Consider the following 12243-nt stretch of genomic DNA (forward strand, 5'->3'; position numbering starts at 1 on the left):
TCGTGCGGGCGCCTTAACTTTATCTGGGAGTGTCCGCTACGCTCGCTGCATGGGGTCGGACCACTACTTCACTGCGGCTCCCGCAAGCCCCGAGAACCTCCGCAGGATCAGGGTGACCCTTGCGGGCCGAGAGGTCGAACTCACCACCGCCGCCGGGGTCTTCAGCCCCGACCACGTGGATGTGGGAACCTCCGTGCTCCTCGCCAACACCCCGCCTCCGCCGCCCGGCGGGCACCTGCTCGATCTCGGATGCGGCTGGGGGCCGATCTCGCTGTCCCTGGCGCTCGCCGCGCCGCACGCGACCGTGTGGGCGGTCGATGTCAACGAGCGCGCGCTCGATCTCGTCCGTCGCAACGCCGCCGAACTCGGCCTCGACAATGTCAACGCCGTGACCCCGGACGATGTTCCCGCCGACGTGACCTTCCGGACCATCCGCTCCAACCCGCCGATCCGCGTCGGCAAGAGCGAGCTGCACGACCTGTTGGAGCGGTGGATCCCGCGCCTCGACGAACGCGCCGACGGCTGGTTCGTCGTGAGTCGCAATCTCGGGGCGGACTCCCTGCAGCGCTGGATGGCCGCGACGTTCGACGGCGGCTACAGCGTCTGGCGGGCGACGACCGGCCGCGGGTTCCGCGTGCTCAAGGTCCGCCGCCACGGCACGCCGCGCACCGAGAGCATCGAGCTCCCCTAGCCTCCGGCTCGCCGAAGACGCCCCGGATCAGGCGAGTTCGATCTCGCCGGAGTACACGAGCTGCGCGGGGCCGGACAGGAACACGTGCTCGCCATCGGAACCCGGGGCCATGGTGACCCGCAGCGTGCCGCCGGGAACCTCCACGAGCCACTCGTCCGGCGCGCCCGCACCCGCCCAGTGCCGCACGGCGAGCGCCGTCGCGGTGATGCCCGTCCCGCAGCTGAGGGTCTCCCCCACGCCGCGCTCGAACACGCGCATGCGCACCCGGCCGATGCCGTCCTGCACCAGGGGCTCCGCCGGGACGACGAACTCCACGTTCGCGCCGTGCTCGGGCATCGGTGCGAGCTCGGGCCCGTGCGTCAGCTCCAGGCCGTCGAGCTCGGCGTCCGAGGCGATCGCCACCACGACGTGCGGGTTGCCCACATCGATGCCGAGGCCGGGGCGCGGCACGCTCAGCCCGGTGGCACGCGCCAGCGGGTCGTGTCCGGACAGGCGCCACGCGCCGATGTCGACGCGGTAGCCCTCCGCGCTGCGGGTGACCGCACGCACGCCCGCGCGGGTGCCGATCAGAAGCGCCGCGCCGTCGTCGAGGTCGGCCAGACCGCTCCGAAGCAGATAGTGCACGAACACGCGGACGCCGTTGCCGCACATCTCCGCGACGGAGCCGTCGGCGTTGCGGTAGTCCATGAACCACTCGGCATCGGGGTGCTCGGCGAGCGCCGCCGTCCCCTCAGGAAGCGCAGAGGAGCGCACCACGCGCAGCAGTCCGTCGGCGCCGATGCCGAAGTGGCGGTCGCAGAGCGCGGCGACCTGCTCCACGCCCAACTCGAGGGATCCGTCGGGATCGGCGACGATGACGAAGTCGTTGCCGGTACCGTGCCCCTTGGTGAATGCGACCATGCGTCGATTCTAGGGTGGCGCGCCTCTGCGCCGGCCGCGGCCGCCCGGGCGCCGATGTGCACTGCTCACGGCGGATCCGCCGGGAGCAGATCCGCTCGCGCCGCCGTGCCGGGCGGGGCGAGGCTTCCGTCATGACCGATGACATGCCCCGCAACCTCTTCGACGCCGATACGCGCCGCATGCTGTTCGCGCGACGGGTGCTCGTGCTCGACGGAGTGCTCGACGACGACAACGGCGTGCTGCTGATGACCCAGCTGCTCGCCCTCGCCGCCGAGGACCCGCACGCCGACATCACCCTCTGGATCCACTCGCCGGGCGGATCCGTGCCCGCGATGCTCGCGATCCGCGATCTCATGCGCACCGTCCCCTGCGATGTCGCGACCGTCGCGTTCGGCCTGGCCTGCAGCGCCGGACAGTTCCTGCTCTCGGCCGGCACCCAGGGCAAGCGGCGGGCCCTCCCGCACAGCCGCATCCTGCTGCACCAGGGCTCCGCGGGGATCGGCGGCACCGCCGTCGACGTCGAGCTGCAGGCAGCGGATCTGCGGCACACGCGCGACACCGTGCTCGGGCTCATCGCCGACGACACCGGTCAGCCGCTCGAGCGCGTCTTCGAGGACTCCCTGCACGACCGCTGGTACAGCGCCGAAGAGGCGCTCGCCTACGGCTTCGTCGACGAGATCGTCTCCGCGTTCGCCGACGTGCTGCCGCCCCTCACCCGCCGCAGCATCGGCCTGACCGCAGAAGGAGCCTGACATGGCCTCGTTCCTCGTCCCGAACGTGATCGCGACGTCGCCGCGCGGCGACCGCGTGCTCGACGTCTACTCGCATCTGCTCGCCGAGCGGGTGATCTACCTCGGCACCCCGCTGGACGCGGACGTCGCGAACGTGCTCGTCGCGCAGCTGCTGCACCTGGACTCGACCGGAAGCGACCGCGACATCCAGCTGTACATCAACTGCGAGGGCGGGGATCCCAGCGCGATGCTCGCCGTGTACGACACGATGCGCTTCATCCGGTCGGACGTCGCGACGTTCTGCGTCGGCCAGGCCGTGGCCGTCGGCGCCGTGCTGCTCGCCGCCGGGGCGGCGGGCAAGCGCGCGGCGCTCCCGCATGCCCGGGTGATCCTGCACCAGCCCGCCGCGCAGGGACGCGGCACCATCCCGGACCTCATCCTGCAGGCAGACGAGGTCGTACGGGTGCGCGACAGCCTCGAGCAGATCCTCGTCGCCCACACCGGGCAGAGCGCGGAGCGACTGCGCACCGACACCGACCGGGATCTGGTGCTGACGGCCGATGGAGCCCGCGAGTACGGCCTCGTCGATCAGGTGGTCGAGCAGGCGCCGCCCGAGCGGCACGTGCCGCGGGAGGCGGGCGATCGGGCTCAGGCCGCGAGCGCGTAGAACGTGCGGGCCGGCTGCGCCGCCGCACGGACCGGCGCAGCCGTCCCCGCGGCGATGCGCTCGGCCACCCCGAGCGTGAGGTCGAGCAGCGTCAGCTCGAGCGCCCCGGACACGGCGGCGAGCATCTCGCTCGACGGCTCCTTGCGCCCGCGCTCCATCTCGGACAGGTACTGCGGCGAGACGCCCGCGCGCTGCGCCGTCTCGGCGAGGGTCTCGCCGCGGTCCGCTCGCGCATCGCGCAGCAGCTCCCCCACCACCGTGCGCCAGAGCCGCTCCGGCTCGGCGCCGCGCGGGGTGCGCTTCTGGTCCTCGGAGGTGCGGTCGATGCGGGGGATCTCGGGGGTGGCGGTCATGGCGCCATGCTAGGCACCGCCGCCGCGATGCCGCGAGCGGATCCGCTCTGAGCAGAATCCCGCGGTCACCCGGGAAAGATGGGTGAGTTCACCGATGCCGCACGGCTCCTCGGGCGCTGGAATCGAGGAGCGGAACGACTCCGCACACTCACGGAAGGAGACGCTCATGGCGCTCTACATGGATGTCCACACGCTCGACGGCCCGGTCACGATGGCGGATGTCGCCGCCGCGCACGCCGCAGATCTGGCCACGCAGGACCAGCACGGCGTGCACTACCTGCGCTACTGGGTGGACGAGTCGGCGGGCAAGATCTTCTGCCTCGTCGACGCGCCCGATGCAGAGGCCGCGAACACCGTGCACCGGGAGGCGCACGGCCTCGTCGCCGACGAGATCCATCTCGTCAACGAGGGCGTCTGAGCGGTTGAATGGGAGCGTGCTCGTCGAACGGGATGATCTCCTCGCCGAGCTCGTCACCGATCTCGACGACGCGCTCGCGGGATCCGGTCGCGTCATCCTCCTGGGCGGCGAGGCCGGAGTGGGCAAGACCGCCCTGGTCCGCGCGCTCGCCCGGATGGCCGAGCCGCGCGGTCGGGTGCGGATCGGCGGCGCCGACAACATCACGACACCGGGCGCGCTCGGCGCGTTCCAGGACGCGGTGCCGGAGATCGCGGAGTCCGTCGCCGCGGGCGGGGACCGGATCCGGCTGTTCCGGCGGCTCCGCGATCTGATCGCCGCCACGCCGGGCCTGCTCGTGCTCGAGGACCTGCACTGGGCCGACGAGGCGACCCTCGACGCGCTCCGCTTCCTCGCACGGCGCATCGAGCCGGTTCCCGTGCTGCTGGTCGCCACCTTCCGGCATGACGAGATCACGGCTCGGCATCCGCTCACCGCTCTGCTCGGCGATCTCGCCACCGCGACCGAGGTGCGGCGGCTGCTCGTGCCGCCTCTGACGGTCGAGGGGGTCGCGCGGCTTGTCGCCGCTGCGGGCGACGCCGTCGATCCGACCGCGCTGCACCTGCGCACCGGAGGGAACGCGTTCTTCGTGACCGAGAGCCTGGCCGTCCGCGGCGTCGCACTGCCGACCTCGGTCAGCGACGCGATCCTCGCCCGGGTCGCCCGCCTGACGCCCGCGGCACAGGACGTGGCTGCCGCGGCGGCGATCCTGGGCGCAGGTGCCGATGCCGAGCTGCTCCGCCCGCATCGGCGCACAGGACCTGGACGCCGTCGACGAGTGCGCGGACGCCGGAGTGCTGATCGAGGTCGACGGCACCCTGGGCTTCCGCCACGAGCTGGCCCGTGAAGCCGTCGAGCAGAGCCTCTCGGCTGTGCACCGCCGCCAGCTGCACGGCCGTGCGCTGCGCGCCCTCGCCGAACGGAGCCCTGAGGACCATCGCACCCTGGCGCATCACGCGGCGGGCTGCGGGGATGAGGCCGCGGCCGTCGCCCACGCGGTCGCCGCGGCGGAGAAGGCCGCGCACGGGAGCGCCCATCGCGAGGCGGCGGAGCACTACCGGCTCGCGCTGCGGCACTGCAGCGTGACGACGCGACGCGCCGCGCTGTTCGTGGCCCTCTCCTATGAGTGCTATCTGACCGATCAGCTGCCCGAGGCGCTCACAGCAAGGCAGCAGGCTCTCGAACTGCACGAGCTCATCGGCGACGCTCTGCGCCGCGGCGACGATGAGCGGTGGCTCTCCCGCCTCTCGTGGTTCTCCGGGCACGGGGACGACGCGCAGCGCTACGGACTCCGGGCCGTGGTCACCCTGGAACAGCTCCCGCCGAGTGTCGAGCTCGCCTGGGCGTACAGCAACTACGCACAGTTGCGGATGCTCGCCGAGGAGCCGGATGAGGTCGAGCGGTGGGGTCGCAAGGCACTGGAGCTCGCCCGCGCGCTCGGCAGCGCGGACGTCGAGAGCCACGCCCTCAACAACCTCGGCACGGCCGAGCTCCAGTCCGGCCGAGTGACGCAGGGGCGGCAGGATCTGAACCGCAGCCTCGACATCGCCCGTGCCGCAGACCTGCCGGAGCACGTGGCCCGCGCGTACACGAATCTCGGATCCTCGGCGGTGCTGCAGAAGCGCTTCGCGGACGCGCATGAGGCGCTCGGGGCGGGAATCGCCTTCTGCGAGGACCGCGACCTGGACTCCTGGGCGTGCTACATGGCGGCCTGCCTCAGTCTCGCCCTCGCCGATCAGGGACGCTTCGATGAGGCGCTGGCCGCGGCCGACCCGCTGCTGGAGCACATCGGGACGGCGCCGGTCTCCCTCATGCCGGCAGCGGGCGCGGCAGCCCGGGTGCTGGCGCGCCGCGGAGACGACGCGACGCCGAGGCTGGACCTCGCCCTGCGACTTGCCCGCGAGGCGGGCGAGCTGCAGCGCCTCGCCCCGGCGGTGTGCGCCGCCGCCGAGCACGCCTGGCTGTCCGGTGATCCCGGCGCCATCGGGGAGCTGACGGAGTCGACCTGGGCGCTCGCTCTCGCGCATGACGAGGAGTGGGCTGCGGGCGAGCTCGCGTGGTGGCGCATGCTCGGCGGGGCGTCGCATGCGGGCGCTCGGCGGATGGCGGAGCCGTTCGCGCTCATGCTCGTCGGCGATCGGCGGGCGATCGGCATGTGGACCGAACGCGACTGCCCGATCTGGGCCGCGTACGCCGCGATGCTCGATCCCGACGCATCGGTCGCCGACCAGGCCGTGCGCGCACTCGACGGGATCGGTGCCGCCGCGGCGATCGAGGCTCTTCTGCGCACCCGGCGCGAACACGGCCTCGTCCTCCCCCGCCGCCCTCGGGCACAGGCGCGCGGCAATCCGGCGCAGCTCACGGCACGGGAGCTGGAGGTGCTCGGCCTGCTCGGAGAAGGCCTCTCGACCCCCGAGATCGCCGAGCGCCTGATCCTGTCACGACGCACCGTGGAGCATCACATCGCGGCGGTGCTCCGCAAGCTGGGCGAGCCGACCCGAGGCCGCGCCGTCGCGGCGGCGACCCGGCAGGGACTGCTGCCGGTGTGAAGGCCGGATGATCCGCCCGCGCGCGGATCAGACGTCGTGGATCAGACGCTTGCCGGTATTGCCCACCTCGAAGCGCTCGTAGCCGAGCGCGTCGTAGAAGCCCAGCACCCGTTCGTTCCCCGCCCGGACCATGAGCTGCACCTTGGGGCATCCCATCGCGAGGAGAAGCCGCTCGGCCTCGGTGACGAGGGCACGGCCGATGCCGGTACCGCGGAGGTCCGAGGCGCTCGCCAGGTAGTACAGCCAGCCGCGGTGCCCGTCGTAGCCCGCCATCACGGATCCCACGATGCGCTCCGCGCCGCGTGAGAGGTCCTCCGCGACCAGGAAGAGCTCCGGCTGCACGGCGAGCTTGCGTTCGATGTCGGCGCGAGGGTCGTTCCACGGCCGGGTGAGGCCGGCGTCCTCCCACAGCGCGACGACCGCATCCGTGTCGCGCCGCTCGAACGCCCGGATTCCGAATCCGTCAGCCATTCCCGTTCCCCTCCACGATGGCGTCGATGTCGATCGGCGCGAGGGCGTCGAACCACTCCGCCTCGGCGTATCTGCGGAACCACGACACCTGACGCCGCGCATAGCGGCGGGTCAGGGCCTGCGTCTCGGCGATCGCCTCGTGCTCGGTGAGCGCTCCCTCGAGCTGCGCGAGCGCCTGCGCGTAGCCGATCGCGCGTCGTGCGGTGGTCCCGTTCTCGAGCCCTTCGCCACGCAGCCGCTCGACCTCGGCGAGCATGCCCTGCTCCCACATCCGCTCGACGCGGCGATCGAGACGCTCGACCAGCCGGTCCCGCTCGACTCCGAGCGCGAGCACCCGCGAGTCCGCACGCCAGAGCACGGGACGCTCCGGAAGTGCGGCGCCGTGCGTGCGCTCGCCCTGGGCGAGCACCTCGAGAGCCCGCACGATCCGCCGCCCGTTCCGGGGGTCGATCCGCGCCGCGGTCTCCGGGTCCTGGTCCTGGAGACGGGCCAGGAGCGGGCCCGCACCCCGCTCCTCCAGCTCCGCCTCGAGCCGCGAGCGGAGGTCGGGATCCCGCGGCGGGAACCGGAAGTCGTAGAGCACGCTGGACACGTAGAGCCCGGAACCGCCCACGAGGATCGCCTCCGCACCGCGGGACAGGATCTCGCTGATCGCCGCGCGCGCCTTCGGCTGGTACCAGGCCACGGCGGCGTCGGCGCTCACTTCGAGCGCGTCGAACAGATGGTGCGGGACGCCGCGTCGCTCGTGCTCGGCGAGCTTCGCGGTGCCGATGTCCATGCCCCGATACAGCTGCATCGCGTCGGCGTTCACGACCTCCGCGCGACGACCGCGTGCGGCCAGCGCCCCTGCGAGATCGAGCGAGAGGTCGCTCTTGCCGGTGCCCGTGGCGCCCACGATCACCCAGAGCCGCGGCGCGGTCATGCCGGGCGCTTCGGAGACCTCGGAGGCCGGCCCGGCCCCCTCCCCGGTCACACGCCGACGCGGAGCGTCGGCAGGCCGAGGGAGACCGCGCGGGGCTTCCCGTCGGCGACCGGGGCCGGCACCGCGCACGACTCGGACTGGGCACGGTCCCACGCGTCGCCGCCGCGCGTGCGCCGGATCCGCAGCGGTGCGCCGTCCGGCGTGTCCGCAAGCAGGTGGAAGGGCGCGGCGTGCGTGATCGTCACCGTCACCACGTCGCCCGGACGGGGCCTGTCCGATCCTTCCGGCAACTCGAAATGCACCAGGCGGTTGTCCTGCGCACGCCCGGTGAGACGGTGGGTCTCCGCGTCCTTCTTGCCCTCGCCGACGGAGACCAGCACCTCGACCTCGCGGCCGAGCTGCTTCTGGTTCTCCTCGAGCGAGATGCGCTCCTGGAGCGCGATCAACCGGTCGTAGCGCGCCTGCACGACCTCCTTGGGAACCTGGTCCTCCATGGTCGCGGCGGGCGTGCCCTCGCGGATCGAGTACTGGAAGGTGAACGCGCTCGCGAAGCGGGCCTGCTCGACGACGCGCATCGTGTCCTCGAAGTCCTCCTCGGTCTCGCCCGGGAAGCCGACGATGATGTCGGTGGAGATCGCGGCGTGCGGGATCTTCGCACGCACGCGGTCGAGGATGCCGAGGAACCGGTCGCTGCGGTACGAGCGACGCATCGCGCGCAGGATCCGGTCACTGCCGGACTGCAGCGGCATGTGCAGCTGCGGCATCACGTTCGCCGTCTCCGCCATCGCGTCGATGACGTCGTCGGTGAACGCGGCCGGGTGCGGGCTGGTGAAGCGGATCCGCTCCAGCCCCTCGATCTCCCCCGCCGCGCGGAGCAGCTTGCCGAACGCCTGCCGATCGCCGAACTCCACGCCGTAGGAGTTCACGTTCTGCCCGAGCAGCGTGACCTCGATCGCCCCGTCCTCGACGAGCAGGCGGATCTCGTTCAGGATGTCGCCCGGACGGCGGTCCTTCTCCTTGCCGCGCAGGCTCGGCACGATGCAGAAGGTGCACGTGTTGTTGCAGCCGACCGAGATCGACACCCAGCCGCTGTGGGCCGAGTCGCGACGGGTCGGCAGCGTGGACGGGAACACCTCGAGTGACTCGAGGATCTCGAGCTCGGCCTCGCCGTTGTGGCGGGCGCGCTCCAGGAGCCCGGGGAGCGAGCCCATGTTGTGGGTGCCGAAGACCACGTCGACCCACGGCGCCTTGTCGAGCACGGCCTGCTTGTCCATCTGCGCGAGGCAGCCGCCGACAGCGATCTGCATGCCGGCATGCTTGTCCTTGCGACTCTTCAGGTGACCCAGCGTGCCGTAGAGCTTGCCGGCCGCGTTGTCGCGCACCGCGCACGTGTTGATGATGACGATGTCCGCCTCGTCGTCGGCCTCAGCGCGGACGTAGCCTGCGCTCTCCAGCGATCCGGACAGACGCTCGGAGTCGTGCACGTTCATCTGGCAGCCGAAGGTGCGCACCTCGTAGGTGCGCGGGCGCCCGCCCTCGTCGATCGCCGCATCGGAGGGCGCGATGATCGTGGGCTCGGAGAGGGGAATGGTCATAGTGCCTGCCATTCTACTTTCGCCTGGTGGGAATCGATCCGTCTCACGCGGCGACGAGCGCTTGATCTCCCGTGGGCGCCCTACGTCAGCTCTCCTCGAACCGCACGCGTCCCGTGCCGCTGCCGCGCTGCGTCTCGCGCCACGCCGTGCGCGCGGCGGTCAGCGCCACGCTCCCGCCATAGCCGCGCCGGGACAGCTGCCCCACGAGACGGCGGATCGCCGTGTCCTCGTCGTAGCGGCGGAGGCCCGACATCTTCGATCGGGCGTACTCGAGAGCGCGCTCCGCATCGTCGTCCTCCAGAACGGACAGTGCCGCGTCCGCGATCTCACGCGGGATGCCGCGCTGGCTGAGCGTGCGCGAGATCGCGACGCGGCCCTGGCCCTTCCGCTCCGATCCCGATGTCACCAGCAGCTCGGCGAGCGAGGCGTCGTCGAGATAGCCTCGGCGCTCGAACTCCGCGACGATGTCGTCGCGCTGTGCGGACGGGACACCGTGCTCGCGCAGTACGTCGCCGGCCTCGCGGCTGGAGAGCTGCTTGCCTCGGAGCCGGCGCACCAGCACCTCGGTCGCATCCGCGATCGGAACCGCGGATTCCTCGCCGTGGTCGTCTCGCGGCGCGACGGCCCGAAGGCCACTCCGTCCGTGCGGCGCAGTCGACCGCTCACCGGCAGCGAGTGCCGCCGCCGCAGGGTGCCGCGGCCCGGGGCCCTGTCGCTCCGCAGCGGACTCCTCCGCCCACGTCGAGCGCCATTCCTCCGTGGTGGAGGGTGTCCCGGAACGGTCGGCTGCGAGACTGCGCCGAGCCGCTCCGGATGCCCCCTGTCCGCCGAAGAGAGGGATCACGGGGGCGAGCCGCTGGTCGTCGGACGACGCCCCGCCCCCGTCATCGCTCACAGCTCACCCCGGTTGCTGAGCTCCGTCGAAGCATGATCAGGCCGGACGACGCTGAGCCAGTTCGTCGGCTGCGGCGGCCGGAGCCGCTGCGCCGCCGATGCCGAGCTTCTGCTTGATCTGCGTCTCGATGGTCTCGGCGATGTCAGGATTCTTCAGCAGGAAGTTGCGGGCGTTCTCCTTGCCCTGCCCGAGCTGGTCACCGTCGTAGGTGTACCAGGCACCGGACTTCTTCACGATGCCGTGGTCGACGCCGAAGTCGATCAGGCTGCCCTCCCGCGAGATGCCGGTGCCGTACAGGATGTCGAACTCGGCCTGCTTGAAGGGCGGCGCCATCTTGTTCTTGACGACCTTGACGCGGGTACGGTTTCCGACCGCCTCCGCGCCGTCCTTCAGCGTCTCGATGCGGCGGATGTCGAGGCGGACGGAGGCGTAGAACTTGAGCGCCTTACCGCCGGCGGTGGTCTCGGGCGAGCCGAAGAACACGCCGATCTTCTCGCGCAGCTGGTTGATGAAGATCGCCGTGGTCTTGGTCTGGTTCAGCCCACCGGTCAGCTTGCGGAGGGCCTGCGACATGAGGCGGGCCTGAAGGCCGACGTGCGAGTCGCCCATCTCGCCCTCGATCTCGGCGCGCGGCACGAGAGCCGCGACGGAGTCGATCACGACGAGATCGATCGCGCCGGAGCGGATCAGCATGTCGGCGATCTCGAGCGCCTGCTCTCCCGTGTCCGGCTGGGACACGAGCAGCTGGTCGATGTCGACGCCGAGCTTCTTCGCGTAGTCGGGGTCGAGCGCGTGCTCCGCGTCCACGAACGCGGCGATGCCGCCGGCGCGCTGCACGTTGGCGATCGCATGCAGCGTCAGCGTCGTCTTACCCGAGGACTCCGGGCCGTAGATCTCGATGATGCGGCCGCGCGGCAGTCCGCCGACGCCGAGAGCGACGTCGAGAGCGATCGAACCGGTCGGGATGACCTCGACGGGAGCGCGCTCGTCGCTGCCCAGTCGCATGACCGAGCCCTTTCCGAACTGCTTGTCGATCTGGGCGAGTGCCGATTCCAGGGCCTTCTCGCGGTCTGCGGGTGAGGGCATGACGTGCTCCTTCGTGCTCGTGAACTGCCGCCTGTAGGCTGTCGCGGCCGCCCCGGCTGGGGCGAGCTCTCCGACAAGGCGCATGGCTCAGTGGCCATATCGAACACGGTAGGAGGGGCCACCGACATCGCGTCGGAGTCTCGCCGATCCGTGCAGATCCTGATCACGAAACCATCTGTGCAGGACGATACGCCCATTTCGAACATGTCTTCGACGACACGCCGATACGCAGAAGAAGTCGATCGAACACCGGGAGCCCGAGCGAAGGACTCAGCGCGGCTTCGGCTCGAGCCGTCCCACGCCGTGACGCCGCGACTCCGGCACATCGGTCTCGGCGCACAGCGCCAGCCAGACCTCGCGCGGAGGAACACCCGCCTCCATGGCCTGCGCGGCCGTCCGGCCGCCCACAGCGGACAGCACGAGATCCGCCACCAGGGCAGCACCGCGCGACCCGAACTCCGCATCGACCGCTCGGAGGAACTCGCTTCGCCGCATCCCGGTCAGCGGGCCTCTGCCGGATGACGGACAGGGATGATGCGGATTGCTCCCTGCTCGGGCGACTTTCGCATCAGCGCAGCGAGAGCTCGGACTCGACCGAGGCCACCAGCTCGTCGGGAACGACGTCCGGGATGACCTGCAGACCCTCGAGCACGGCGATGCGATCGCCGACCTCGCGCATGATCGTGGAGATGGGCACATCGAGCGCCTCGGCGACCGAGGCGAGGATCTCGCTGGAGGCCTCCTTCTGACCACGCTCGACCTCGCTGAGGTATCCGAGAGCGACGGACGCCTTGCCGGCGACCTGACGGAGGGTGCGACCCTTCTGCAGACGGAAGTCCCGCAGCACGTCGCCGATCTCCTGTCGTACGAGAATCATCGGGACCTCCTCTCCCCCATCGCCCCGGCGAATCCGCCGGATCGGATGGTCA

15 protein-coding genes are annotated in these 12243 nt (G+C 71.3%); 6 read left to right on the forward strand and 9 right to left on the reverse strand.

Features of this window, described 5'->3' with window-relative positions; genetic code table 11:
- Positions 1-49 precede the first annotated feature (49 nt).
- Positions 50-691 (forward strand): class I SAM-dependent methyltransferase, encoded by a 642-nt coding sequence (locus NFX31_RS10235; protein WP_045251815.1) that lies wholly within the window; start codon positions 50-52, stop codon positions 689-691.
- A 27-nt stretch (positions 692-718) separates the two neighbouring features.
- Here NFX31_RS10235 and dapF read toward each other — a convergent pair whose 3' ends face one another.
- Positions 719-1591 (reverse strand): diaminopimelate epimerase, encoded by an 873-nt coding sequence (gene dapF, locus NFX31_RS10240; protein ID WP_262955636.1) that lies wholly within the window; start codon positions 1589-1591, stop codon positions 719-721.
- A 131-nt stretch (positions 1592-1722) separates the two neighbouring features.
- Between dapF and NFX31_RS10245 the strand changes: the two genes are divergently transcribed.
- Both NFX31_RS10245 and NFX31_RS10250 read left to right on the forward strand, forming a co-directional pair.
- Positions 1723-2343, forward strand: coding sequence for a ClpP family protease (locus NFX31_RS10245; RefSeq protein ID WP_091477267.1), 621 nt, complete (start codon positions 1723-1725; stop codon positions 2341-2343).
- A 1-nt stretch (position 2344) separates the two neighbouring features.
- On the forward strand, positions 2345-2989 hold the full coding sequence (locus tag NFX31_RS10250; protein ID WP_262955637.1) for a ClpP family protease: 645 nt from the start codon (positions 2345-2347) through the stop codon (positions 2987-2989).
- On the opposite strand, the gene NFX31_RS10255 is transcribed toward NFX31_RS10250, so the two are convergent.
- Entirely contained in the window at positions 2971-3342 is a 372-nt protein-coding gene (locus NFX31_RS10255) for a helix-turn-helix domain-containing protein (RefSeq protein ID WP_262955638.1), read from the reverse strand. The two genes, NFX31_RS10250 and NFX31_RS10255, sit on opposite strands and share 19 nt — an antisense overlap.
- A 166-nt stretch (positions 3343-3508) precedes the next feature.
- Between NFX31_RS10255 and NFX31_RS10260 the strand changes: the two genes are divergently transcribed.
- From NFX31_RS10260 to NFX31_RS10270, 3 genes are all read left to right on the forward strand, one after another.
- On the forward strand, positions 3509-3760 hold the full coding sequence (locus NFX31_RS10260) for a DUF4242 domain-containing protein (protein ID WP_045251811.1): 252 nt from the start codon (positions 3509-3511) through the stop codon (positions 3758-3760).
- Positions 3761-3776: 16 nt separating this feature from the next.
- A complete protein-coding gene (locus tag NFX31_RS10265; RefSeq protein WP_262955639.1) occupies positions 3777-4643 on the forward strand; it encodes an AAA family ATPase in 867 nt (288 codons plus the stop codon).
- A gap of 523 nt (positions 4644-5166) precedes the next feature.
- Positions 5167-6345, forward strand: coding sequence for a LuxR C-terminal-related transcriptional regulator (locus NFX31_RS10270; RefSeq protein WP_262957206.1), 1179 nt, complete (start codon positions 5167-5169; stop codon positions 6343-6345).
- 27 nt (positions 6346-6372) lie between these two features.
- Here NFX31_RS10270 and NFX31_RS10275 read toward each other — a convergent pair whose 3' ends face one another.
- The 7 genes from NFX31_RS10275 to NFX31_RS10305 all read right to left on the reverse strand — a co-directional run bounded on the left by NFX31_RS10275 (position 6373) and on the right by NFX31_RS10305 (position 12191).
- The gene (locus NFX31_RS10275; RefSeq protein ID WP_045251809.1) at positions 6373-6816 is read right to left on the reverse strand and encodes a GNAT family acetyltransferase; all 444 of its coding nucleotides are present in this window, start codon (positions 6814-6816) and stop codon (positions 6373-6375) included.
- Positions 6809-7738, reverse strand: a complete 930-nt coding sequence (miaA, locus tag NFX31_RS10280; RefSeq protein ID WP_262955640.1) for a tRNA (adenosine(37)-N6)-dimethylallyltransferase MiaA — start codon at positions 7736-7738, stop codon at positions 6809-6811. Before miaA ends, NFX31_RS10275 begins: the two co-directional genes overlap by 8 nt.
- Positions 7739-7785: 47 nt before the next feature.
- Positions 7786-9333 (reverse strand): tRNA (N6-isopentenyl adenosine(37)-C2)-methylthiotransferase MiaB, encoded by a 1548-nt coding sequence (gene miaB / locus NFX31_RS10285; protein WP_262955641.1) that lies wholly within the window; start codon positions 9331-9333, stop codon positions 7786-7788.
- A gap of 85 nt (positions 9334-9418) precedes the next feature.
- The gene (locus tag NFX31_RS10290) at positions 9419-9889 is read right to left on the reverse strand and encodes a regulatory protein RecX (RefSeq protein ID WP_262955642.1); all 471 of its coding nucleotides are present in this window, start codon (positions 9887-9889) and stop codon (positions 9419-9421) included.
- A gap of 375 nt (positions 9890-10264) precedes the next feature.
- Positions 10265-11314, reverse strand: a complete 1050-nt coding sequence (recA, locus tag NFX31_RS10295) for a recombinase RecA (RefSeq protein WP_045251805.1) — start codon at positions 11312-11314, stop codon at positions 10265-10267.
- Positions 11315-11584: 270 nt separating this feature from the next.
- On the reverse strand, positions 11585-11809 hold the full coding sequence (locus tag NFX31_RS10300; protein ID WP_262955643.1) for a DUF3046 domain-containing protein: 225 nt from the start codon (positions 11807-11809) through the stop codon (positions 11585-11587).
- 73 nt (positions 11810-11882) lie between these two features.
- Positions 11883-12191, reverse strand: coding sequence for a helix-turn-helix domain-containing protein (locus tag NFX31_RS10305; RefSeq protein WP_045251803.1), 309 nt, complete (start codon positions 12189-12191; stop codon positions 11883-11885).
- Positions 12192-12243: the final 52 nt, after the last annotated feature.

The sequence above is a fragment of the Microbacterium azadirachtae genome (assembly GCF_025583665.1).
Taxonomy (GTDB): Bacteria; Actinomycetota; Actinomycetes; order Actinomycetales; family Microbacteriaceae; genus Microbacterium; species Microbacterium azadirachtae.

Coding starts and splice junctions, on each gene's coding strand:
- NFX31_RS10275 (WP_045251809.1), bottom strand. CDS start 6,816: ATGGCTGACGGATTCGGAATCCGGGCGTTCGAGCGGCGCGACACGGAT.
- NFX31_RS10270 (WP_262957206.1), top strand. CDS start 5,167: ATGCTCGCCGAGGAGCCGGATGAGGTCGAGCGGTGGGGTCGCAAGGCA.
- NFX31_RS10305 (WP_045251803.1), bottom strand. CDS start 12,191: ATGATTCTCGTACGACAGGAGATCGGCGACGTGCTGCGGGACTTCCGT.
- miaB (WP_262955641.1), bottom strand. CDS start 9,333: ATGACCATTCCCCTCTCCGAGCCCACGATCATCGCGCCCTCCGATGCG.
- recA (WP_045251805.1), bottom strand. CDS start 11,314: ATGCCCTCACCCGCAGACCGCGAGAAGGCCCTGGAATCGGCACTCGCC.
- NFX31_RS10260 (WP_045251811.1), top strand. CDS start 3,509: ATGGCGCTCTACATGGATGTCCACACGCTCGACGGCCCGGTCACGATG.
- NFX31_RS10255 (WP_262955638.1), bottom strand. CDS start 3,342: ATGACCGCCACCCCCGAGATCCCCCGCATCGACCGCACCTCCGAGGAC.
- NFX31_RS10235 (WP_045251815.1), top strand. CDS start 50: ATGGGGTCGGACCACTACTTCACTGCGGCTCCCGCAAGCCCCGAGAAC.
- dapF (WP_262955636.1), bottom strand. CDS start 1,591: ATGGTCGCATTCACCAAGGGGCACGGTACCGGCAACGACTTCGTCATC.
- miaA (WP_262955640.1), bottom strand. CDS start 7,738: ATGACCGCGCCGCGGCTCTGGGTGATCGTGGGCGCCACGGGCACCGGC.
- NFX31_RS10250 (WP_262955637.1), top strand. CDS start 2,345: ATGGCCTCGTTCCTCGTCCCGAACGTGATCGCGACGTCGCCGCGCGGC.
- NFX31_RS10245 (WP_091477267.1), top strand. CDS start 1,723: ATGACCGATGACATGCCCCGCAACCTCTTCGACGCCGATACGCGCCGC.
- NFX31_RS10300 (WP_262955643.1), bottom strand. CDS start 11,809: ATGCGGCGAAGCGAGTTCCTCCGAGCGGTCGATGCGGAGTTCGGGTCG.